10 protein-coding genes and 12 pseudogenes are annotated in these 25896 nt (G+C 35.8%); 9 read left to right on the forward strand and 13 right to left on the reverse strand.

Annotated elements, in window-relative coordinates:
* Window positions 1–481: 481 nt before the first annotated feature.
* From rne to ARADI_RS05215, 3 genes are all read left to right on the forward strand, one after another.
* Complete coding sequence (gene rne, locus ARADI_RS05205; RefSeq protein ID WP_119711361.1) at window positions 482–3715, forward strand: ribonuclease E; 3234 nt, start codon at window positions 482–484, stop codon at window positions 3713–3715.
* A 132-nt stretch (window positions 3716–3847) separates the two neighbouring features.
* On the forward strand, window positions 3848–3997 hold the full coding sequence (locus ARADI_RS05210; protein WP_182853098.1) for a hypothetical protein: 150 nt from the start codon (window positions 3848–3850) through the stop codon (window positions 3995–3997).
* Between the two features lie 25 nt (window positions 3998–4022).
* A complete protein-coding gene (locus ARADI_RS05215; RefSeq protein ID WP_238149251.1) occupies window positions 4023–4475 on the forward strand; it encodes an NAD(P)H-binding protein in 453 nt (150 codons plus the stop codon).
* A 77-nt stretch (window positions 4476–4552) separates the two neighbouring features.
* Here ARADI_RS05215 and ARADI_RS05220 read toward each other — a convergent pair.
* Window positions 4553–4859 (reverse strand): annotated as a pseudogene (locus ARADI_RS05220) (DUF496 family protein).
* 450 nt (window positions 4860–5309) lie between these two features.
* On the opposite strand from ARADI_RS05220, the gene sbcB reads away from it, so the two are divergent.
* On the forward strand, window positions 5310–6737 hold the full coding sequence (sbcB, locus tag ARADI_RS05225) for an exodeoxyribonuclease I (protein WP_119711363.1): 1428 nt from the start codon (window positions 5310–5312) through the stop codon (window positions 6735–6737).
* Window positions 6738–6843: 106 nt separating this feature from the next.
* Here the strand turns inward: sbcB and ARADI_RS05230 are convergent.
* From ARADI_RS05230 to ARADI_RS05265, 8 genes and pseudogenes are all read right to left on the reverse strand, one after another.
* Window positions 6844–8223 (reverse strand): annotated as a pseudogene (locus tag ARADI_RS05230) (APC family permease).
* The gene (locus tag ARADI_RS05235) at window positions 8213–8443 is read right to left on the reverse strand and encodes a hypothetical protein (protein WP_238149145.1); all 231 of its coding nucleotides are present in this window, start codon (window positions 8441–8443) and stop codon (window positions 8213–8215) included. The pseudogene ARADI_RS05230 and the gene ARADI_RS05235 overlap by 11 nt, the downstream one beginning before the upstream one ends.
* A 261-nt stretch (window positions 8444–8704) precedes the next feature.
* A pseudogene (locus ARADI_RS05240) lies at window positions 8705–10684 on the reverse strand (ligand-gated channel protein).
* Between the two features lie 139 nt (window positions 10685–10823).
* Window positions 10824–11524, reverse strand: a pseudogene (locus tag ARADI_RS05245) (ABC transporter ATP-binding protein).
* Between the two features lie 17 nt (window positions 11525–11541).
* Window positions 11542–12507: pseudogene (locus ARADI_RS05250) on the reverse strand (FecCD family ABC transporter permease).
* Between the two features lie 117 nt (window positions 12508–12624).
* Window positions 12625–13618, reverse strand: a pseudogene (locus ARADI_RS05255) (ABC transporter substrate-binding protein); the annotation flags it as partial.
* 237 nt (window positions 13619–13855) lie between these two features.
* Window positions 13856–15343, reverse strand: a complete 1488-nt coding sequence (locus ARADI_RS05260; protein WP_119711367.1) for an amino acid permease — start codon at window positions 15341–15343, stop codon at window positions 13856–13858.
* Between the two features lie 147 nt (window positions 15344–15490).
* A pseudogene (locus ARADI_RS05265) lies at window positions 15491–16350 on the reverse strand (LysR family transcriptional regulator).
* Between the two features lie 227 nt (window positions 16351–16577).
* Here ARADI_RS05265 and ARADI_RS05270 point away from each other — a divergent pair.
* From ARADI_RS05270 to yeiP, 4 genes and pseudogenes are all read left to right on the forward strand, one after another.
* A pseudogene (locus ARADI_RS05270) lies at window positions 16578–17602 on the forward strand (YeiH family protein).
* Between the two features lie 140 nt (window positions 17603–17742).
* The gene (nfo, locus tag ARADI_RS05275) at window positions 17743–18582 is read left to right on the forward strand and encodes a deoxyribonuclease IV (protein ID WP_119711368.1); all 840 of its coding nucleotides are present in this window, start codon (window positions 17743–17745) and stop codon (window positions 18580–18582) included.
* Window positions 18583–18965: 383 nt separating this feature from the next.
* The gene (mtr, locus tag ARADI_RS05280; RefSeq protein WP_119711369.1) at window positions 18966–20210 is read left to right on the forward strand and encodes a tryptophan permease; all 1245 of its coding nucleotides are present in this window, start codon (window positions 18966–18968) and stop codon (window positions 20208–20210) included.
* Window positions 20211–20361: 151 nt separating this feature from the next.
* Window positions 20362–20933 (forward strand): annotated as a pseudogene (gene yeiP, locus ARADI_RS05285) (elongation factor P-like protein YeiP).
* A gap of 171 nt (window positions 20934–21104) precedes the next feature.
* Here the strand turns inward: yeiP and ARADI_RS05290 are convergent.
* Window positions 21105–21308: a YmdA family protein gene (locus ARADI_RS05290; protein ID WP_238149146.1), complete on the reverse strand. Its 204-nt coding sequence runs from the start codon at window positions 21306–21308 to the stop codon at window positions 21105–21107.
* A 944-nt stretch (window positions 21309–22252) separates the two neighbouring features.
* Between ARADI_RS05290 and mepS the strand changes: the two are divergent.
* A pseudogene (gene mepS / locus ARADI_RS05295) lies at window positions 22253–22794 on the forward strand (bifunctional murein DD-endopeptidase/murein LD-carboxypeptidase).
* A gap of 32 nt (window positions 22795–22826) precedes the next feature.
* On the opposite strand, the gene ARADI_RS05300 reads toward mepS, so the two are convergent.
* From ARADI_RS05300 to rsuA, 3 genes and pseudogenes are all read right to left on the reverse strand, one after another.
* Window positions 22827–23156, reverse strand: coding sequence for a YejG family protein (locus tag ARADI_RS05300; RefSeq protein ID WP_182853099.1), 330 nt, complete (start codon window positions 23154–23156; stop codon window positions 22827–22829).
* Window positions 23157–23658: 502 nt separating this feature from the next.
* A pseudogene (locus ARADI_RS05305) lies at window positions 23659–24822 on the reverse strand (Bcr/CflA family multidrug efflux MFS transporter); the annotation flags it as partial.
* Window positions 24823–24860: 38 nt separating this feature from the next.
* Window positions 24861–25547: pseudogene (gene rsuA, locus ARADI_RS05310) on the reverse strand (16S rRNA pseudouridine(516) synthase RsuA); the annotation flags it as partial.
* Window positions 25548–25896 lie beyond the last annotated feature (349 nt).

A 25896-nucleotide genomic window follows, 5' to 3' on the forward strand; every position in this document is an offset into this window, starting at 1 on the left:
GCCTTTTTTTCTTAAACTTTGTCAATTCCGTTGTCAAATGCATTTTTTTCACATTTTTCCCTATAAAAACGCAATAAAGAGCAAAAGTTATCTTGATATCTACCCATAAGCAATGGAATAATTGACAGTTGCCATAATGTTTATTAAAAACAAGCGTTGGCGTAATTTGAGATCGATCTATTTTGATAACACATAAACGCAGCAATGGTGTAAGACGGTGTGTAAAATCAAAATAAATTATTGAATGTGAACAAAGGTTTACTGGATTAGCTAAACTGTACATTGAACGGATAAATTCAGCAACAGTACTAACTTTAAGAATGCAGCATTTTATTTAAACGTAGCTTCGCCGAAAAATTGCGTTTCAATACAACCGTCAACCTCGAGGTTGACGATTTTGTAAAAGTCACGAAACCATCGGTCAACAGTAACCATTTTTAGTCGCAACTTTTTTGACTTAGTAGAATCATGAGTATTTATAATGAAAAGAATGTTAATTAACGCAACTCAACAAGAAGAGTTGCGCGTTGCTCTTGTAGATGGGCAACGTCTTTATGACCTAGATATTGAAAATCCCGGACACGAACAAAAAAAAGCAAATATTTACAAAGGCAAAATTACCCGTATAGAACCTAGTCTAGAAGCAGTATTTGTTGACTATGGATCAGAAAGGCACGGCTTTCTCCCGATTAAAGAAATTGCTCGTGAATACTTCCCTAGCCATTATCAACCCCACGGTAGGCCAAACATAAAGGATGTTTTAAAAGAAGGCCAGGAAGTTATTATCCAAGTTGATAAAGAAGAGCGAGGAAATAAAGGGGCGGCGCTAACGACTTTTATTAGTTTAGCTGGTAGCTATCTTGTTTTAATGCCAAATAACCCTCGCGCAGGTGGAATATCACGACGTATTGAGGGTGAAGATCGCACAGAACTGAAAGAGGCATTGCCCTCATTAGAAATACCCGATGGTATGGGATTAATTGTCCGTACTGCTGGTGTAGGTAAATCAGCGGAAGCGCTACAGCGAGATCTACAATATCGTCTTAAACATTGGCAAGCCATAAAAAAAGCCGCAGAAAATCGATCAGCGCCTTTCCTTATTCATCAAGAAAGTAACGTCATTGTGCGGGCGTTTCGTGATTACCTGCGCCCTGATATTGGTGAAATCCTGATTGATAATGCGAAAATTGTCGAAATGGCTCGTCATCATATTGAAGCGATTGGTCGTGGTGATTTTGCAAGTAAAATCAAATATTACAGTAGAGATGTTCCACTCTTTAGCCACTATCACATCGAATCACAGATCGAGTCGGCTTTTCAACGTGAGGTTCGTTTACCGTCGGGTGGTGCACTGGTTATCGATGCCACTGAGGCATTAACTGCTATCGATATTAATTCATCACGTTCAACCCGTGGTGGCGATATTGAAGAAACCGCATTCAACACCAATTTAGAAGCTGCTGATGAAATTGCCCGTCAATTACGGTTACGGGATTTAGGTGGACTGATTGTTATCGATTTTATTGATATGATACCCGTCCGCCATCAGCGTGAAGTTGAAAATCGTCTGCGTGAAGCCGTACGCCAAGACAGAGCACGTATCCAAATCGCTCGGATATCACGATTTGGTCTACTAGAAATGTCACGCCAACGTTTGAGTCCGTCACTCGGTGAATCCAGTCATCACGTTTGCCCTCGTTGTAGCGGCACAGGAACAATCCGTGATAATGAATCACTTTCACTCTCTATTTTACGTTTGATCGAAGAAGAAGCATTAAAAGAAAATACCCATGAAGTACATGCTATTGTACCGGTACCAATTGCTTCTTATCTATTGAATGAAAAACGCCAATCTGTCAATGAAATTGAACGTCGGCAACACAATATACGTGTCATTATTGCTCCTAACGATCAGATGCAATCACCGCATTTTAATGTGATCCGCATTCGTAAGGGTGAAGAAGTTTCAGCATTAAGTTACTATCTCGCTCAGTATCACGAAGCTGAAACCAATAATCTAATAGATGATGGCGCCAGTGAGAAAAAGTTACCTGAACAACCGGCTATTTCTACTTTTGCTCTTCAATCTCAAGCAGATACAAAAAATGCCGGGGTTGCTAAGGGCAAATCAAGTAAACAGAGTAAATTAACCAACAAGCAAACTTCGACAAGTCTGTTTAATAAAATTACCTCATTCTTGAAAAAATTATTTACCGAATCACCGCAACCAATCGAAAAAGCAGAAAAAAAATCGAAAAGTGGTAATGATAAGCGACGTAATAGTGAGCGACGTAATAATCGGCGGCCAACTCAACACCGTGAACAGAATGACAATATCGATAACCGTCAAAATCGTGGGCATACCGATGAGCAACAATCACGTAAGAGTCGTAATCAGAAAAGTCATTTTAATGATACTCAAGAGAGCGCAGCACGTGAAACTCAACAGCAGCGTCGCGAGCAGCGAGCTGAATGTCGTCGTCAAGAAGAAAAACTCCAGCTGCAACTTGAAACTAAAACACAACCACTTGACAAGAAAGAGGCCGAAACGGAAAGAACGGTCGTTACCTCTCCTCGCCGTCAACAGCTTCAACTAGTTCAATCTATACGGGTTGTAAATAGTGCAACTGAGCAGCAAAAACTATCTATTGATAAAGAATATCAGGATATTAAGTTGCCTATTGCCAATAGTGCAGATGATGAGCCTGGTTTGTTAACTGCCGAACCGATTCTGCTAGCGGAGCAAAAAACCTATATGCCGCATGTCACCGAACAGTTTGAATCTCAAGAAGCAGCTACTAATTATGCTAATGAACGACAAGAAACGATCATTCCTCGGCGATCAAGACGATCGCCTCGCCACCTACGCGTTAGCGGGCAACGCCGTCGTCGTTATCGTGATGAAAATCAAAGCAAATCATTAGTACCATTAAAAATGGCCGTTGCTTCGCCTGAATTATCTTCAGGTAAAGTCTGGATTCAATACCCGATTAAGTTAAATGAATTGAATGAAATATCATCAAATAGTAAAAATATGATGACATTTAATGAAAAAATAGCATCTTCTGCCAATCCAATTGACTGTAATGACATCATTGATAAAGTTGAAGCAGAAGAAAAAACAGTACCAATTAGTGAAGCGGCTCAATCAACGATGGAAAAAAGCTTACTGCCCTCTGCAGAAGTATTGCTTATTCCCATAAAGTCTCAAGGTACTGAACAAAACGAAAAAGCTTGTCAACCACTTATTGAAGCGAAAGTAATGCCAGAAAACAACAATAATGTGGTTGTAGAAACGCTAATAGATAGTGGAGCAACCGATCAGCTACAAAATGGGCAACCGGTTAATGATGAACTTTTCATAGCCAATGAGATTAAAAAGGATGAATATTCAGGCGATGAAATCAGTCAGGAAAAAACATCAGACTCATCGGATGAAAATTATAGCCATGTTCAGCCAAATATATCTTCTGTGACCGATGTCATTGTAAAAAAGGCAAGTCATCGAAAAAAAGAAACTGCTGCGATAAAATTAGTAAAAAAAATAGGCTATTCCCATGCGCCAACCACAAAAGCACCGGCGCCAGAAATTATTGAAAGCGGTTTGGAAATTAAAGCTTACGTACGACCTGCGATAACTTTCCATGGTAAAAATGGTGCAGGTGGTCATATTGCCACAAATATAGCTACATCCAATATGTTTAAACCCAAATAATAATCAATAAAAAAATGCCCAAATTAGGGCATTTTTTTATTCTTAATTTTAACTAAAACTTACTTATTGGCGTTTAATATCAGAATACTTTTAGTAAAATATGTATTCTTTATTATTAAATTAGGAATAAATATGTCTCAACGGATTGTTTTTGGCGCAGGTAAAGGAATTGGTTATCATCTTGTACAATATGGTCTTCGGCAAGGTCATCAAGTCATCGCTTTTATTCGTAATGCAAAATATAAAACGCGACTAACACAAAATAGGCGCGCAAGTTATTGAAGGAGATGCTTACCAATATAACGACATAAAAAATACATTAGCTGATATTTCTAATAACAGCATTACATTTAATACTATAGGCGGTAAGAGCGCTGATCTAACTGGTAATCTTAATATTATTAAATCGGCCGAAACGTTAAATATGCGACGCTTATTATTGGTGACCTCTGTTGGCTGCGGTGATAGTTGGAAATATCTCTCATCTAAAGCTAAGGCGCTATTTGGTATGTCAATTCGCCATAAATCAATGGTTGAGTGCTGCCTAAAAACCAGTTCATTAGATTACACTATCCTTCAGCCTGGTGGACTACTTAATTTACCTGCTACCGGCAATCACCAACGTATTCAACTCCCTCAAATAGGATTAGTTATTCGGCAAGATATTACCATAGAGCTATCAAATATTACTGAAAATAAGCTAACTTACCAACAAACCTATACGGTAATAGATCCAAATTTGAGTTTTAATATGAAGTAACGATTAATAAAATCCCTGTAATAAAAAAATGTTACAGGGAATTTATAAGTCTAAGCAAATTCTATTAGCTGTTAGTATCAGCCGTGGTTTTCAATTTTTGTGATAAACTCCCGACGTTCTTTTGATAATTCTACGTTCTTGATATTATAATTATCGATCCGATCTTCATAATCACTACGCATATTAGCAATTATTGTTCTGATCTCTTCAATAGTCATGCCTTCTTTAATATATTCACTTAAGTTATCCAACAGCAAAACTCGTTTCTGATTATCACGAATTTTTTTCATTATCCGCTAATTCACGTTTGATCTTATTTTTACGACGAAACATACGTACAAACTCCAGTACATTTTGGAATGACTGCTTATTTTTACTTGTCATTTCTATACCTTTCAATAAAACATATGCATTATGAATAATAAACTACACGAATACGGAGATTAACTTAATGACACAAGCCAATTTCTAAGATTTCTACTCTGTTTTATTATCTTTGCACTGATAATGATGCTTTTGGTCTATCTTTATTAATTTTGTGTTATTAATAACCGAAATTTAGTTAAACAAAAAATGATAAATAAGTGAAACTTTCAAAGTTAGCACTAATACTATGATAATTCATTACATAATAATCATATTCAGCTTAAATATCCATTAACGGCGTATTATTGAGATTGCGGATAATTTAAAATACAAAATTCATTTATGCTGGACTCATCAATCAGTCATTAAAAATAAGTTAACACAGAGAGTAAAAAAACATTCATTGTCAGATTAGAATATTTTAATATTATTAAACAACATATTGCACTACATAAAAATTGGGAAAATATTTTGGCCAATAAGCAAAAACCCTCATTTCTGTTTCACGATTATGAAACATTTGGGCAGCATCCTGCTCTCGATCGACCCGCACAATTTGCCAGCATCAGAACCGACTCAAATTTTAATATTATCGAAGAGCCACAAATTTTTTACTGTACCCCTGCCGATGACTATCTCCCTCAACCTCAAGCCGTAATGATTACGGGTATTACGCCCCAATATGCAATAACTCATGGCATAAATGAAGCTGAATTTGCTAAACGTATTCATGGAATATTTAGCATAGCTAATAGTTGTATTGTAGGTTATAACAATATTCGATTTGATGATGAAGTCACTCGTCATATTTTCTACCGTAATTTTTATGATCCTTATGCTTATAGCTGGCAGCAAGGTAATTCACGTTGGGATTTACTTGATGTGTTACGCGCTTGCTATGCGCTACGACCTGATGGCATTAACTGGCCTAACAATGATGAAGGACTATCTAGTTTCAAATTAGAACATCTGACCACTGCAAACGGTATTGAGCATGCAAATGCTCATGATGCAATGGCCGACGTTTTTGCTACTATCAAAATGGCAAAATTAGTTAAGCAAGCACAGCCCAGGATGTTCGATTACTTTTTTCAATTAAGAAATAAAAATGAAATTCGCCAATTGATTGATATTATTGCCATGACCCCGTTAGTGCATGTTTCCGGCATGTTGGGCGCAATACGAGCCAATACCAGTCTAATTGCACCACTGGCCTGGCATCCCGAAAACCGTAATGCCATTATTGCCTGTGATCTGGCGACAGACATTAGCCCACTGTTAACATTAGATAGTGATACTCTAAGGCAACGTTTATACACACCCAAAGCAGAGTTAGCCGGTGAATTAGCCATTCCTATTAAACTGATACATATTAATAAATGTCCAATTCTGGCTCCGGCCAACACACTGCGGGCAGCAGATGCACAACGCATAGCACTAAATCTCGATGTCTGTCTGAATAATTTAGCCATATTGCGACAACATAGTGAAGTGTGTGATAAAGTTATTCAGCTTTTTACCGATCTGCAACCCTTTCCTGAAGCAACTGATGTAGATACTAAGCTTTATGCCGGTTTTTTTGGTGATCATGATCGTTCAACAATGGCCATTATCCGTCAAATTTTACCGCAAAATTTACCTGCATTGGATCTCAAATTTGACGATCCGCGCATGAAGCAACTATTTTTTCGCTACCGTGCAAGGAACTATCCGGCCACACTGACAGAACAAGAACAGCTTGCCTGGTTACATCACCGACGGGATAGATTGACCAGCGAGAAAATAACCGAATATCTGCAAACTATCGAGCAATTATTTATTGAACATCAAGAAGATAAAGAGAAGTGTCTGCAACTAAAAGCACTGGTAGATTATGCCAATCAGATAGCCAGTTAATTGGGTTTCGCCATACTATACAAAACGGGTTAGCTAATATAACAAAAGGCCAAATAATTGGCCTTTGCTGTGGTGAAACCTTCGATAGTGTTAAAATTTGCGATCACTAAGCGTCATTCATTTGTGGTAATGGCCGATGAAAACGGCGGGTGATAATTGCCATATAAAAAATCCCAACCGCTGCCCATACCATCCCTAATAGCATGGAAGTTTTCTCTAAATTGATCCAAAGCACTGATACGGTTAAAGCGCCCATAATAGGTAGAATTAAGTAATTAAATTTATCTCGCCAAGTATGACAGCGACGCTCTCTAAAATAAAATTGCGAAATAACCGAAAGATTAACAAAGGTAAAAGCAATTAATGCACCAAAATTAATCAATGCTGTGGCAATTTCCATATCAAACCAAATTGCCGTTAACGCCAGCATGCTAACTAAAATGACATTAAAAGCTGGGGTTCGCCATGTTGGATGAACATAACCAAAAAAACGCTCAGGAAACACACCATCTCTTCCCATCACATACATGAGACGAGAAACTCCTACATGCGCAGCCATACCTGAGGCTAATACAGTTGCACAAGAAAAAACCAAAATAATAGACTGAAAAAGAGCACCAGTAACATATAGCATAATTTCAGGTTGCGATTCATCAGGTTTTTTAAAATGCGAAACATCAGGAAAATACTGCTGTCAAAAATAAGAAACACCAATAAAAATCAAACCACCAATCAAGGCCGTCAAGAAAATCGCATTTGGTATTACTTTTCCTGCATTTGGTGTTTCTTCCGATAATGAACTTATGCCATCAAAGCCGAGAAACGAAAAACATAAAATCGTCGACCCGGTGATCATCGGAATTAAATGCACCTGTTCAGAGGTAAAAGATCGCCATGACCAAATCTGGCCAGAACCTTCGCCTTTAGATAATCCATGGATCAAAACAGCTAAAAAAACTAGCATAACAGCGATTTGAATAATCACAATAATGGTATTTAAGTTAGCGACTAAATTAATACCGCGTAAATTAAAAATAGTCATCAAAATCACTAATCCGACCACAAAAATCCAGGGCGCAACAGTCGGAAAAATAGCTTCCAGATAAATTTTCGCTAACAATATATTAATCATCGGCATGAATAAATAATCAAGCAAAGATGACCATCCCACCATGAAACCTATATGTGGGCTCATCGATTTTTGTGCATAGGTATAAGCCGATCCCGCCGAAGGAAATCGTTTTACCAATTTACCATAACTCAATGCAGTAAAAAAAATAGCAATCAAAGCAATGATATAAGAAGAAGGAACATGCCCATCAGTTTTTAATGACACTAAACCAAAAGTGTCAAAAACCGTCATTGGCTGCAAATAAGCCAGCCCCATCATAACAACTTGGATTAAAGTTAATGTCTTAACCAGTTGCGCACGATTATTTATCTCGGTAGATTCTTTACTGAAAGCTAATTGGATATTATAAAACATGGCCAAAACCTCCTACAACTTCGGATTTCGCCTGGCTATTTTGCCTACATCGATAGTTATAAGGAAGACTTCGCTCACGCCTATATGCTGAGAAAAAAGAGAAATGAGAGAATAAGTTATCTTCGAAGCTGAACGCTCCGTAGTCATCAATAATACAGCAACCATGACCAATTGGCACAGGTGAAAAAATAGATAATTGCGCCATAATAGCATTCCTCACTACGGTAGTCTGCTTTGGTTTGACTACACGTTTTTTCTAACAGTTGTATCAACTCCGGCCAGGTTTACGGCTTCATATAAAATTAAACAAGTTAGCTTACAAATAAAAAAATAACTGATGCAATTAATGAGCATCAGTTATTTCTGATGGCGCATTCTGCACTTCATCCTATGAAATAGCAATATTTTTTTAATTTTTAATAAAAAATTAGCTAGCTGTTACCATGAGTATAGCTAGCTAACTTTTTAATTCAAAATGATTTTAAAAGTTATAACTTAATCCTAAATTGTAACGGCGGCCATCTAATAAGGCTTTATTATCATTATCCACTAAACGCCTATCTAAAATATTATAAACCCCTGTGAATAAAAAAGATTTTTGCTCAGCGCGTAATTTATTCCCAGATCAACAAAGGTATAAGAGGGTAATTCATTCGCCATCGATGAGCGAGAAAGATATTGATTGGTTCTACCACGGAAATTTACCCGTGTTCAAGCTTCTAATTCTTTGGTTGCCTGCCAGCTTAACGATGCATTCGTCATATGCTTAGGTGTTTGACTAAAGGCTTGGCCCTTAAAATTGCCGCTTAGTTGCTCAGAATCTGAGTAGGTGTAATTGGCTGCCATTGATAGATTATCCATGATTTGCCAATCAAATGTCGCCTCAATACCACGCAAGTTTGCCTTATCAACATTATCACGTGTACTTATAAAATCATATTGACTGCCATTGGGAATAATCACATTACTACAAGCGGCTAATTTATCGCCACAGAGACGATATTCCATAATTTTATCTTTAAAATCGGTATTAAAAACTGTTACACCGATATTCAGGTCATCCTGATTATTCCACAATAAACCAATTTCCTGACCAATACTTTTTTTCGATTTTAAATTTGGATTACCGAGAATGATCCATTTACTTGTTTGGCCGCCAGTTATTTGTCTCCAGTTAGGTGCCACTTGGCGTAAATCAGGTGAACGATATCTAGTCGAAACGCCGTCTTTAAGTATCAATTGATCATTGATATGCCAAACACCATATAAGCGAGGCGTCCAATGTGCGCCAAAATTCTCATCTTTATCTATTCTAATACCAGCAGTTAAACTGAAATCATTGGTGATCGTCCATTCATCTTCGGTAAATAATGCCCAGCTCCAACGAGTTAATTTATTAACATTGGCCGCAGTCGGTAATTGATTGTCTTGATCATGTAAATCTTCATAACGATACTGAACACCAATACTGAGCTTATGCAAATCTAAGTCAAATACTGTCTGGTTTTTAAGCAAGGTATCATTATATTTCATCTTTCTACTTGGGTTCTCTGATTCATCACGTTGAATAAATGAATCCATTGAACCACATTGATAATGACCGTTATGCGTCAATACATAGTTGTTACGTCGATAAGTGGTATTATCATCTTCACATGACCATTTAGTGCAAGCACGGTTTTACCAATCGTCAAGTCACGTTGCTGTTCATCGTACTTTAAATCCAAATCAAAATTATTCTGCTCATCGGGAATAAATGAGAATGTTACCCCAGCATTACCCATTGACTGTTTCTTATAACCACCAACAAATTTATCTTCATTACGATGGGAATAAAGACCATTCGCTTTCACCCCCAACACACCGTCAATTAATGGGCCGGCCAGATAAAAACTACCCTGACCTGCATTACCCAAATTACTACGTTCAGCGATAGTTGTATCCGCTCGCAAACTACCGTGCCAGGTTTTACCTACTTTGCGAGTAATGATGTTGATCACTCCCCCATAGCATCTGAGCCATAAAGTGAAGACATCAAACCTCGTACAACTTCGATACGTTCAATCACAACCAAGGGCGGCAACCAACCTTGTTCTATGCCAGAGCCATCACTATTGGGTCGGGTATTGCGTGTGTTCACCCGTTTGCTATCAACTAAAATCATGGTGTATTTTGCTGGCATACCTCGAATACTTATATCAGTGCTACTTGCACCCCCTATCACATGAACACCACGCAGATCCTTTAATCCATAGGTCACATCACGATAAGCCTTATCTTCTAATTGTTTTCTTTCTATGACTGAAATAGATGCAGGCGCATCTTCAATTTTTTGCTGAAAACCAGCTGCGGTAGTGACAATAATGGTATTACTATCTTCAGTAGCATAACCGGCAGCAGAAATAAACGTGATAATAATAATTAACGTTAATTTATTTTTATTAAAAAATTCATTCCGTATTCTCCAAGAAATACCAGGATTATTTATTATTCAGATAATCGACATACACTCAAATCCCAGTGAAATTAATTTCCCCTGTCTTTTTATTAATTTTTTATTTCACTCGAAAAGCACAGCCTAATTAATTTAATATTTTTAATTAGGATAAATTAGCGACTAATCCATCGATTAATACTTGAGGAACCCCTTGCGAACAGTGCTCAAGACGTCCAACTACACCATAAACATCAGCCAGAATTTCAGGTATAATAACCTCTCGAGCCGCACCTTCTGCAACCAAACGACCTTATTTTAACATTAATATGTGTTCACCGTGTCTTAAGGCAATATTACTATCGTGCACAACAACGATAGTAATAATATCTCTGCGCTTAGTTTCTTTACCTATTAAATCCATAACATGAAATTGATAATTTAAATCCAGCGCACTTAATGGTTCATCGAGTAACAATAGCTTCGGTTGCCGAATAAGTGATTGTGCTAAACCCACTAACTGCTTTTGTCCACCCGATAGCTGATCTAAATAACACAGGCCAGATGCTCTATGCCTAATTGCCGTAGTAGTTTCATAACCTCTAGTTGGCAAATTTGATCGCAATTTCCGCCGGCAGCACGTTGGGCAAAATTCATCGCCATTAGATCCTGCCCATTCAACCATAACTGGCCAGCAGCGCTATTTAATCCAGCTAAAGAACGTAATAGCGTAGATTTACCACTACCATTTGGCCCAAGTAAAACGGTAATTTTTCCAGTTGGTAAAATATCGGCGAATAAATTTTGGATCACCGGACATTTAGGATAACCTGCATTAAATTGATTTATTCGTAATCCTTTTATCATTAAATATTACCTCTATGTCACAAGATCATACTTAAGAAAAAGGGAACACCAACCAAAGAAGTGACAATACCAACAGGTATAATGAAGCCTAGAATAATGTTCTTTGATGCAATCGAAGCTAGCGATAACACTAAAGCACCAATTAAGGCACTGGCCGGTAAATAAAGTCGATGATCTTCGACAAACATCATGCGAGCAATGTGGGGGCAACTAAACCAGTAAAAGCAATAGGGCCGACAAAAGCAACGGATAAAGCTGCCAACATACTAATTCTTAATAATGTCGCCAAACGCAACCGACGGACATCGATACCAAAACTGATTGCTCGATCTTCGCCTAAACGTAGTGCAGTTAACTTCCAGGCACTCATGATGGAAATGGGAAAAATGACCGCAAAAATGGCGGCCATCATTGCCAGCTTAGTCCAGCTTGCCTTCGCCAAATTGCCCATTGTCCAGAAGACTAGTCCCTGTAAGGTATCTTCCGTGGCAATAAATTGCATCATTGAAACTAATGCATTAAAGATAAATACTAATGCAATACCAAATAGTACCAAGCCGAAAGTTGCAATACGGGTCCAACCGGTGATCGCATCTAGCATTAAGACCGCTAGTAAAGCAAAAATAAAAGCATTAACCGAAATAAACCATTGTTCAGGGATCCCGGCAATGGCCAATGCCAGAAACGATCGCTAATGCGGTGCCAAAAGACGCGGCACTAGAAATACCTAATGTGAAAGGACTGGCTAGCGGATTATTTAAGATAGTCTGGATTTCAGCACCTGCCAGTCCGAGTGACATACCAACAATGACAGCCATTAATGCATAGGGTAAGCGAATATCCCAAACAATCACCTGAGTACCAATATCAACACTCGCTGGTGAGATCAATGTTTGCCATAACTTGGCTAATGAAAGACCTGATGGCCTTAAGGTAAAATCAATCACTAATGACAATACAATTAACATAATAATTGCCATCATCAATATAATACGGCGTTTCAATATATATTGATAATGAGCCTTAATATTTATGCCATCATGACTGGCTTTCTGCCTAATAGCTGACATGGGTTCAGTTGTCATACTCATTGAAAATAATTACCTGCTTTTTAATAAGTCTTGCCTAACCCAGTAGATACCCGTTGGCTCTATCGCTAAAAATTGACGATATAACTCTTTCATCGTAGTTTGCGGATCCAGATCGGGCAAATTTATCTGGATAGAACCATTTAGCAAAAACTTGTGTCACGACAACGTTATAGGGTGAATTATAATAATTGTGCCAAATAGCATAATTGCGACCATCTTTAACGGCTGTAAGAGTATTAATACCTTTACGCTCGGTTATTTTGCTTACACTGGTTATGGCTGCTTGCTCTGACGATAAAGCACCTAATTGTACTCATAGCTCTTTGCTGCCAGGCATCTTAGCTCCACTGGCAATATAAATTACAGGATCATCAGTAATGACCTTCTCAAGGTTCATCATTCCTAATGGCCCTGATAACGCATTTTTGGCAATATTGATCCGATCGGCTAAATCAATAAAATTGCCTATATTACCGTTTCCTGCCGTACCATAGCAGTCTTCGGACGAGCCCGCTCTTAATTCAATAAAAACAGTGGGTTTTTTATCGTTAGCAATTTTATTGGTAATATCCGTTACTAACTTAAGATTTTTTTTCATAGAAATTGGCGTATTTTTCAGCCTGTTGCTCCCGATGCACAGCCTGACCTAATAAGCGAATACTCGGTAAAGTATTCTTTAGTGGCTCACTACGAAAATCAACAAAAATAACTGGCACACCGGCCTTTTCGAGTTGCATGACCAATTCACTATTTTTGCCTGGGCCGTGTGCCCGGATAGGCCAAAAATAGCAATATCAGGATTTAAGGTTACTACTTTTTCCACACTAACACTTTCAGCTCTGGTATTAGCAATTAAAGGAATTTTGTCAATTTCTGGAAACTTAGCTTTGTAAACCGCATATGATTGTGGATCAAGTTTACGAAAATCACCTTGCCAGCCAACAATGCGCGCTAAAGGTTTATTTCCTTCCAGTAAAGCAATCGTATGAAATAAGCGTCCTTTAATAAACAACCATTAACGGCCCTTGGTAATAAAACTACACGCAAACTTCACTTGATTTCCTCTCCATTCAACTGATCCGATTTGCACGTAACAATAAAGTAAATAACAATTATTATCAATACGATTATTGCTAACGTTACTTTTTTTATTTATTCTTTGAGCTAAGTAAAAAAATAACGCTCGGCACGCCCATAAAATGCGTGTGCCTGAACAAAAAATTAATAGGATTTTTGACAATTATCTGTTTAGATTTTCATCATATTCAGGAAAATCCATCTGCCGATAATGAACAAAATGGGTTTTCTTGACGAGTTTATAACCAAACCATATAATCAGGAATAAAGGGATACCAATATAGGTGGCAATAACACCATACCAGTCAATCTTGTCCGCTAAAAATGCCTGATAATTTTGGCCTAATGTAATGACTAAACAGATAACAAAAGCAAAAATAGGGCCAATAGGAAAAAAGCCTGAGCGATAGGGTAACTTATTTAAATCATAGCCTTGCAACATATAACCTTTACGAAAACGATAATGGCTAATAGCAATCCCTAACCAGGCAATAAATCCGGTCATACCTGAAGTATTCAGTAACCATAAGTAAACAACCTGGTTGCCAAACATTGAACTTAAAAAACAGAGTGCTGCCACAAAAGTAGTTGCAATCAAGGCATAGCGAGGAACCCCACCCGGTGATAAGCGTGAAAATATTTTTGGTGCTTTTCCTTCTTTAGCCAAGGTAAATAGCATTCGGGTAGAAGCATACATCCCTGAATTACCAGCGGATAATACTGCCGTTAAAATAACCGCGTTCATGACGGCAGCCGCGGATAATAATCCGGCGTTTTCAAAAACCAAGGTAAAAGGACTAACACTAATATCAACTACCTCATTACGCAGCAAACGTGGATCCGTATATGGGATAATTAAACTGATCACCAAGATAGCAAAAACATAAAATAACAAAATCCGCCAAAATACTTGGCGCACCGCTTTAGGAATATTTTTACCTGGATCTTTAGATTCACCAGCAGCAATACCAATTAATTCCGTACCCTGAAAAGAAAAACCGACGATCATAGCAACCCCAATCATTGCCGAAAAGCCTCCTACAAAAGGCGCTTCACCAATTTGCCAGTTATACCAGCCAGCATTTTCTGCTCCACGAAAAATGCCAATAATCATTAATCCGCCAACCACAATAAAAATAATGACGGTAATGACTTTAATTAAAGAAAACCAATACTCTGCCTCACCAAATCCTTTGACAGAAGTATAATTAAGCATAAAAATGATGAACAGAAAAATCGCACTCCAAATCCAGCCATCAATCTCAGGAAACCAATATCCCATAACTAACTGCGCGGCAACTAAGTCAACAGCGATGGTGACCGCCCAGTTATACCAATAATTCCAGCCAAGAGCGAAACCAAAGCCTTCATCAACGTATCGAGAACCATAAGTAGAAAACGAGCCAGAAACGGGTAAATAAGCCGCAAGCTCGCCTAAACTGGTCATCAAAAAATAAACCATTAAACCAATAATAATATAAGATAATAAAGCACCACCTGGCCCCGCTTGCGCTACCGTTGCGCCGGAAGCAATAAATAATCCGGTACCAATAGAGCCGCCAATAGCTATCATCATCAAATGACGAGCTTTTAGTTCTCGACGCAATTTTGTTGTAGCGCCCTGTGATGTATGTGTTGATTGTTCTGACATTAATGACCTTTTATTCAACGTGGATTTTAACGCCAGTGATTGTAACAGACAGTGTTACTATAAATAAGCATCTTATTCTCAGTTATAAGATACCTTCATAATTGACTAAAAATTATTAGCGTTGCGCAGGATCTTGATATTAAAATTTCACTGACAATATTCCAACAAAAGTAATAACGCCTTAGATAAATGCTTATTTTGATGATGAATTAAATATAATGTACACGAAAGTTCGAGTTCATCGATATTTAATGCAACCAATGAGCCATTTTTTAATTGCTCTTCAATCGTGAGTGAAGATAAACAACTTATTCCCATGCTATTCATAACAGCATGCTTGATGGCTTCAGAATTATTAAATTCAATTAAAATATTGCACTGAGTTAGTTTACTTAATAACAGTTGATCAACAATATTGCGGGTTCCTGAACCGCTTTCAAGCAAAATCTAGCCCACATTTTCTAGCTCATGTTGCTTTAATTGACGACCTGCCGCCAGTGGGTTATTTGGCGCACAAAATACCACCAGCTGATTTTTTTCCATGGTATAGTGATCAATTCTGATTCATAACAGCCGCCTTCAATTAATCCTAAGTCAACCCTGAATTCTTGTACCGTTTTAATCACTTCCGTAGTATTATTTATTAATAATTCAAAAGGAATAGTCGGATTATCACGACGATAATGTATCAATTTCCCTGGCAACATATAGTTACCAATTTTCGTACTTGCTGCTAATTTTACGGCGCCTAAGCCTTTTTTTGAAATCTGTTCAACTTCTGTTACCTGTTCAAGTAACGCGAATACTTTTGGATATAATAGCCTACCATATTCATTAGTAACTAAACGTTTAGCAACTCTATCAAATAACTGCACCTCAAGTTGGGACTCCAAATCTGTTAAAGCAGCACTTACAGCTGATTGTGATAATGCCAATGATTCAGCGGCCTGTGTTGTTGAGCCACATTGTAAAATTTCAATAAAAACTTCAAGTTGTCTAAGAGTTATTCACATATCAATGCTCACTTTATTAATTAATCATATAAATCAAGCTATCATAATAATCTAGCCAACCATCAACCTACCACTTTTATTAATAGATAATATAAAAATAATCCATTTTCAAGATAGATACTAATGATATATGCTTATCACACAATGAGATAATACATATTGCATAAACCTATGGTTAAAGCAGTTATGGTAACACCTATAAGCATAAAACTTTTAAATTTATACCTTGCTTATTGTTAACGGGTTTTGTAACTACTATTGCCGTTTATCTTGGCAATAACAAATGGTTTGCCAATATTGGACTAAGTGCTCTAAGCCTGGCGATTTTATTGGGCATTGTGATTAGAAACACCGTTTATTTTGCCGTAAAACCCATTTGTGATGAAGGGATCAAATTCGCTAAACATTATTTATTAAGAACAGGGATTATTTTGTACGGTTTTCGTTTGACATTTCAACAAATTATGGATGTAGGCACGATTGGTAGTATGACCGATTTAATTATGCTAATTTCTACATTCTTAATTGCGCTGTTAATAGGCAAATATTTTTTGAAGTTGGATAGTCAATCAAACTACCATTTTGGATTGGAGCCAGTAGTAGCATTTGCGGAGCAGCTACGATTTTAGCAACAGAGTCTGTCATCAAAACATCGGCAGATAAATTTGCCATTGCGGTAGCAACCGTCGTTATTTTTGGTACCTTAGCTATTTTTCTCTATCCGTGGTTTTATCATCTAGATCAAATACATCACTGGTTTTCACTTGATCCAGCTCAGTTTGGTATTTTTGTTGGTTCTAGCGTCCATGAAGTTGCTCAAGTGGTTGCTGTTGGCCATGCGATCAGCCCTAAGGCAGAAAACAGTGGGGTGATCAGTAAAATGATCCGCGTTATGATGTTAGCACCATTTTTATTGATATTATCAGGTTATCTAAATCGCAAAATGATAACTAGCAATTTATCGCAATCAAAGCCCACTATTGTGATCCCTTGGTTTGCAATAATTTTTATTATCATTGCATACATAAACTCTTTTCATTTATTGCCACAAATTTTAGTTCAATCCATTATTACCCTTGATACTATTCTATTATCTATGGCGATGGCTGCACTTGGATTAACTACACATATAAGTGCAATTCGACAAGCCGGGATCAAACCACTGGTGATGGCCATGTGTCTTTTTGGCTGGCTAACTACTAGTGGGTTATTTATAAATTCATCGATGCAATCTATTTTTCAATAACATCCTATAAAATTTTGTTTTTATCTCCCCTGTCCTGTCGTTAGCAAACAGACATTATTAATGCCTAAATGTGATTTAAGCTATACATTTCATTTTTTAAGCCAATAGTGTCATAATTAAAATAAAATTAGGAGAAAAAAATGAAATTTGTTGGAGCCCACGTCAGCGCTGCTGGTGGTGTTGATCAAGCCATACTCCGTGCCCACGAAATCAATGCCACAGCCTTTGCTCTTTTCACAAAAAATCAGCGTCAATGGCGAGCTCCGCCACTAAAACCGGAAACAGTTGAACAATTCAAACTAAATTGTCAAAAATATGGTTTTGACCAACAGCAAATTCTGCCACATGACAGCTACCTTATTAATTTAGGCCACCCTGAAACTGAGGCACTGAAAAAATCACGCGCCGCTTTTCTGGATGAAATGCAACGCTGTGAGCAATTAGGTATTACTTTGCTCAATTTTCACCCAGGTAGTCATCTGAATAAAATTAGCCTTGATGTATGCCTCGCCCGTATTGCTGAGTCAATCAATACTACTTTAGCGCAAACTAAAAATGTTATTGCTGTGATTGAAAATACTGCCGGTCAAGGCTCTAATTTAGGATTTAAATTTGAGCATTTGGCAGCGATAATTGAAGATATCGAAGATAAACAGCGAGTTGGTGTTTGTTTGGATACTTGTCATGCTTTTGCTGCGGGTTACGACTTACGAACAAAAGAAGCTTGCGATAATACTTTTGCCCAATTTAATAAAATTATCGGTTTTCAATACCTACGAGCAATGCATTTAAATGATGCCAAAAGCCAATTTGCTAGCCATGTTGATCGCCACCAAAGCCTAGGAACAGGTAATATTGGTTACACAGCTTTCAGCTATATTATGAAAGATAACCGCTTCGATAATATACCTTTGATCCTAGAAACCATAAATCCTGAGCTCTGGTCTCAAGAAATCGCTTGGTTAAAGTCGCAACAATAACCAATCTTCAGCAAATTTATCGTTCTTACAATAGATGAAAATTGATCTAGTACGACTATTTTTATTGGTAAATAGCTGTAATATATAACTATTATTGTTATTTTATGATGTAATAAAATAGATCAATATTGCATTATTGTCTATTTAATTGTCATCTCACTAGGCAATTATTTATAAAGCTGAAAACAAAATTAGATCAATAAATTAGCAGACACTTTTTTGTTAATTTATCAAAATCAACCCTCGATCAAATACAGCATCCAAACAATAGGGTTAAAACCAATTTTAACTAATTGGCAAAAATATTAATTTACTTAAATATCATACCTAATGTATCATCAAGCTAGTACACAAAATCAATAATAAAAGAGGCAGTTATAGTAATGGCTAACGAAGTAATACAAAATCTTAAACGCCCTTCCATATTTGGTGGTGCTATGATCATCGCTGGCACTGCCGTCGGTGCCGGTATGTTATCCATTCCTATTGTCACTTCTGGCGTCTGGTTTACCGGTTCAATCATTTTATTAGTTTATACTTGGGCATGTATGTTTTCTTCTGGTTTAATGATCTTAGAAGCCAATATGAATTACCCTTCCGGTGCAAGCTTTCATACCATGGTTAAAGATTTACTTGGCACACGCTGGAATTTGCTAAATAGCATTTCAATTGCATTTGTTCTTTATATCTTAACTTATGCTTATATTTCAGCTAGTGGATCGATCATTACACATAATCTTAATAAGATCATCCCCATAAATCACCCTATGGCCGGTTTATTATTTAGCTTATTAATCGCTTTTGTTGTTTGGCTATCGACTAAAGCAGTTGATCGTCTAAGTACAATTTTGATTGGCGGAATGGTTATTACTTTTATCATGTCTGTCAGTCGCATGTTTAATAGTGCTTCATCCACCATCTTATTCAACAAAAATAGTCTGGATACAGATTATTTACCTTATGCATTTATTGCTCTACCTTATTTACTGACCTCTTTTGGCTATCATGGTAATGTGCCTGGCTTAGTAAAATATTATCATAAGGAAAGTAAAGCAATTGTTCTTAGTTTGTTATATGGTACTTTTATTGCTTTAATCATTTATATCTTATGGCAATATGCTATTCAAGGTAATATACCTCGCACTGCCTTTAAACAAATCATTACTGAAGGTGGTAATATTGATTCGCTATTAAAACAAATGGATCACAGCACTAATAACAATATTATAAAACAGTGTTTAAATCTGTTTTCTTATATGGCACTTGCTAGTTCATTTTTAGGTGTGACACTTGGGCTGTTTGATTTCATTGCCGATTTTTTCAAATTTAAAGATAATAATTTAGGCCGTTTAAAATCCGCTTTGATAACCTTCATTTCCCCTACCCTTTTAGCTTTATACTACCCTGATGGTTTTATTCATGCTATTGGTTTTGCTGGCCTAGCGGCAACTATATGGGCAGTAATTGTGCCGGCAATGATGGCTAAAGCTAGTCGGAAAAAATTTCCCCATGCAGTTTATCATGCACCTGGCGGTAATCTATTAATTTATTTTGTTATATTTTTTGGCTTGATTAATGCAGTTATCCATATATTAGCGCTATTCAATATTTTGCCTGTTTATAAGTAGCCTTTCGATTGCCAAGATTAATTTCAATGCCTCATACTTCGTGCCGATAGTTGTCATGAGGCAAATTCTTAGTAAGCATCACTTTGTATTCTAATTGCCGGTAATTTTATTATAAAATTGGGATTATAATTACTTAATGAAAGGAACTCATATGGCTAGAGCCAATGAAATAAAACGAGGCTATGCGGTAAGCTTAAATGGTAAGTTGCTATTATAAAAGATATTGATATTCAGACACCAAGTGCGCGAAGCGCTAGCGCACTCTACAAAATGCGTTTTACTGATATTAGAACCGGACAAAAAGTTGAAGAGCATTTTAAGGGCGATGACAATCTAGAAACAATCCATTTAACTCATCGGGTGGTAAGTTTTTCTTATGTTGAGGCTGATGAATATGTATTCATGGATAATGAAGATTATACTCCCTATAGTTTCAAAAAAACAGATATAGAAGAAGAGCTTTTATTCTTTACTACCTCAGGAACACCTGGCCTACAAATTTTAGTAATTAATAACCAGGCTATCGCGTTAGAACTTCCGCAAACTGTAGATATGGTAATTGTAGAGACAGCAGCAAATCTCAAAGGAGCATCAACCAATGCAAGAACAAAACCAGCTATGATGGCAACTGGGCTAATAATACAAGTTCCAGAATACTTATCAATTGGCGAAAAAATTCGCATTCACATTGCAGAACGCCGTTATATGGGCCGTTGTGACTAAAATCGACATAAATTAAACAATAGCTGCTCTTACTTATAGAGCAGTTATATTAAAAAAATAAAAGTGACTAACTTAAAAATAAAATCAATGATAGCTAATTTCCAACATGCTCTGCTTTTCGGTTTTATTGATCCACAAAAAACGGGTTTTACCCTATTTAATTAGTGATTTTTATTGCTGATTGGTTAATAAATTCATACTTATCTTCTGGGTTGCTACTTTTCCAACATTATCCCAACAATTCGTTTCTAGCATATTATCATTTACAATATTTTGACAGGCAGATACAATTATAGCATCATAAAAATGAATTACACTACCAGTATCTAATTCACTATAAACTTGAGATGATAAAGTTAATGCCAGTAGAGACATAAAAAAATTCTTATTTAAATAATAGGGTATCTTAGGCTGGGCATTGCGATATTTTTTATATAAAATCATAAAAAGTTTAATCCTAGTCAATAAATAAAATTACTATTAAATATTTTTATTAAATAATTAGTGCGAAATTGCTAATGATTTATTAAAATAACATTTACTACTATAACTCAATATCTTGTTGAATCATGAAATATAGCTAACCGCAAAATTCCACATAAGATAGTTTCTATTTTATCGTTTAAATATAACAACTCATTACTCATCTTTATTAAAATATTTTGTCATTTACTAATATTTTAATTTAACCGCTATTTAAATTTATGGCGCTATCCTCATCACGATTATTTCTTTAATATAACTTTATTATAATAAATATCACAAATATCTAACTGATAAAGTCAAAAATAATTTAGTAAAGTAAAACAACGTATTGGAGCAAAATTTTAAAATAACAGTTCCTATATTTATACAAAATTGAATAATTTTCTGCTACTGAAAAACAGACTAAATTTTATTAAAATTTAACGAAAAGCCAACAATTAATTAATAAAATATTGCTAACAAATTTAGCTTAATTTTTTATTAATTAGCTAATTTTAATTGCTAATCATCGATACACTGATTTTTTAAATAGTATATTTAACCAAAATATTAAACCTTTCATTCAATAAGCTTATTTACATCGACACTAGTTATTTAATCAAAAAATTTTGATTTTTTGTAAATTAATACAAGAAAACTGGCCATTTTTTATTTCTTTGTATAAACTTATTTATATTTAACATATCAATGTATTTGAAATAGGTACTCAGTCATATACATTTATATAACGAACAAGAGTGATGATATTTTAACCTTTAGCTAACAAAATAAAATATCGTCAAATTTACATTATATCGAATATCCACATAAAGATAACAAGCGATAAATCAATAATGGTCAAACTTCAACCGTTACTGAGATACTGTATGAAGCCTACTCCGGCACTAATCATTACTTTATTACTATCCGCTTGTAATTCACCAAAATCACCGCTATATAAAACACAATCTAACTCACTTTATCAGGTATCACAAGCCGAGTTTGAACAATTAGTACGCAATGTGGAAATTAAAACAAAAATATTAGAGTAGTATGCAAACTGGAGAGGTGTCGCTTACCGTTTTAATGGTACAACAAAAGGTATTGACTGTTCAGCCTTTACTCAACGTATGTTTAGTGAGCAGTTTTGTGTTGATTTACCTCGCTCAACAGATGAACAACAATATACCGGCCACTGGGTCAGGCAACAAAATTTACGCCCAGGCGATCTGGTTTTTTTAGAACTGGCCCAACTAAGCCGCATGTCGGTATTTATATTGGTAATGATAAATTTGTCCATGTCCCAACAAGTAGCGGTGTAACACTTTCTGCAATAAATTATGATTACTGGAGTAAACGTTATTATGCAGCTCGTCGAATCATTGATACGTATTAATATTTAATAAGAATAATAACGAGATGGTAGCGTTATTGATTCCGCAATAGCAACACACCCACTGTTTTAAAATGACAAATCGCTAAACTTTCATCTTCATAACGAATAAAAAGGCAAACTTGACCTTGCCATTCAAGCAAATCATTAGCAATTTGTATTTCATCTAAAGCTGAACTTAAATACTTTAATACCGCCAAATTATCGCTAATATCATAGCAAAGTACCTTAAAGCCAATTAATATATTAGACTCGGGGCTGGATATATTATCAGACATTACCTCGATTTTTTCACCTGTATGCCCTGTTAACCATCGATAATTTTGTGGCAAACGATGAATGACAGATAACTTTAAATTACCCACTAAAAAACCTATATTGTAATTAATTATATTATTTTTCTATTTAAGTAAAAATAACTTAACATACTAACTTATCAAGCTATTTTATACTTGCCCTGGTATTTTACATCATATAAATATTATATATTTTTGTTATTCTAATATAAAAATTTAGCTTAAACAAAATAAAATCTGTTAAAAATCAATAAAGCATATTATCTTTCAATAGTAAAACTGTATTATTTTATTTAATTCTTTATAAAAAAGCCATATATCAGATAATTAGCTAAAATTAAGCAGTAATGAAAGATAAAATAAAATAATTAATAAATTGATTGGCTCATGAATTGAGCCTATCTAAATTGTGATTGTTATCGAAGTAAAAGATAAGAAATTACATTGATTTCATATTAATAAAGTATTTAAATAACGATAAAACACTAATGAAATTTATTTCTTTATTAAATAGATAAATAATCCTAATCACATTAGTCTTTACTGTAATTAGCCAGCAACACAAACCCCCCATTGCAAGACAAACACATAACCCCATAAATCCTACCATCGACCACGCTGTGGTTGTTTTAAAACAAGAAAGCAAATAACCAAAAAATGCACCGATACCAAAACGTATTGTGTCAACTAAAGATGAAACTGTGCCCGCAAGCAATATGAGGATAATTATCTAAAATGACAGACATTGTATTAGAAGAGATCATAGCAATACTACCAACATAAACAGCAACACCAAATATCATAGGAATAAAACCTAAGTCCAATATAGTACTGAGGATCAGCCACATTCCCATAATGAATTGCAATGTTAAGCCCATATGTAACATTTTTAATGCGCCAAAATGGCGTACATAACGGCTATTAAGAAGTGGTCAGTAAAAATAAAAAACAATATTTAAACCAAAATAATAGCCAAAATGCTGCGGCGAAACCCCATTTAATTCAATATAGACAAACGACGGCCAGGTATTTAAAAATGAAAACAACCCAGCAAAGGAAAATCCACTAGCGAGCATATAACAGAAGACTTGTCTAGCACGAAAAAAGGTAAAAAGTTGTTTTATCGTATTACGTAAATGAAATTTTTTTCTTTTTTCCTTAGACAACGTTTCTTGAATAAAAAAGTAACTAATAACGCCCCTACCCCTATGATTGCAGCTATGGAAATAATCCAAAAGATGGCGTGCCAGGAAAACCAAATCATCGACATACCACCTAAGATCGGCGCTAATAATGGCACGATCGTCATAACTAGCAAAACAAAAGACATGCTTCGTGAAAATTCATCGCTACTAAACATACCTCTCATCAAAGCAGTGATGACAACACTGGCTGCCACTGCCGATAATCCTTGTAAAAAACGAACAAAAATAAATTGCTCAATATTATTGGCTAAAGCACAAATTGCTGAAGTAATCGCAAAAATAATTACGCCGCCTAATATCACTGGCTTACGACCTATACTATCAGCCATTGGGCCATAAAACAGTTGACCTATTGCAAAGCCAAAAATATAACTATTTAAGGTCATCTGAACTTGGCCGGTATCAACATTAAAACTTTTTGCAATCGATGGCAGACTAGGCAAATCCATGTCAATGGCTAATGGCATCAACATGGATATAAGGCCTAAAATCAGAATTAGGCTGAAATAAGATGAACCCTGAAGTTGCATACTAACATACTCCCAAATCGAGCAAGTAAAAATATAATTTAAATAGTTTTTATTTCTTCTTTCGTTAAAGAACGATATTCACCAGCCCCTAATGCCGGATCAAGATAAATACCACCAACACGCTCATGGTGAGGCGAGCAAACGTGATTACCCACCGCGGCAAACATTCTTATGACTTAGTGATACCGGCCTTCGCTAATTGTCAAACGCACCTGCATTGATGAAACTATCGCTAATTTGGCTGGCTTTGTGGGTAATTTTTCACCTTTAAGCCATATACCTGCTAAAAACTTATCTGCTACCTCAGTCGAAATCGGTTGTGTCAATGTGACAAGATAAGTTTTCTCACAATGATGCTTTGGCGAGATAATTTTATATGTCCATTTACCATCATCAGTTATAATTACTAAGCCGGTTGTATCTATGTCTAATCTCCCGGCAATATGTAATTTTGTTATAACTGGCTCATCAATAAAAGATAAAATTGTTGGGTTAACATTATCTGCCGTCGAACAAACATAACCTTGCGGTTTATTCAACATAAAATAACGTGGGCCAATAATATGTTGTAATACTATATCTTCATAACTAACTACCATTTCAGGCGTAATTTGATGAGAACCTGTTCTTATTACTTCATTATTAACCATAACTTTTCCTGCCCGTAATTCTCGTATAACCAAGTCACGGCTAATTGTTAGTTGTTGAGATAAAAACTTATCAAGTCATATCATGATTTTTAAATGTATATGAAAGGGTTAGAATGCATATGTATTACTATGTTAAATCATTGGATAATTACAATAATTGCTTTTAGAATAATCTAGATAATAAATAACGCAGATAATAAATAACGCAGATAATAAATAACGCAGATAATAAATAACGCAGATAATAAATAACGCAGATAATAAATAACGCAGATAATAAATAACGCAGATAATAAATAACGCAGATAACTATAACGCAATTAATTATACCAACAACTTGTTAGAGAAGATATAGCTTGATACAGTAGATTTTATTTTTAATATAGATTACTTCAATATAAATTAACAAAAATTACCACTCTAT

This window comes from Arsenophonus endosymbiont of Aleurodicus floccissimus, from assembly GCF_900343025.1.
Taxonomy (GTDB): domain Bacteria; phylum Pseudomonadota; class Gammaproteobacteria; order Enterobacterales; family Enterobacteriaceae; genus Arsenophonus.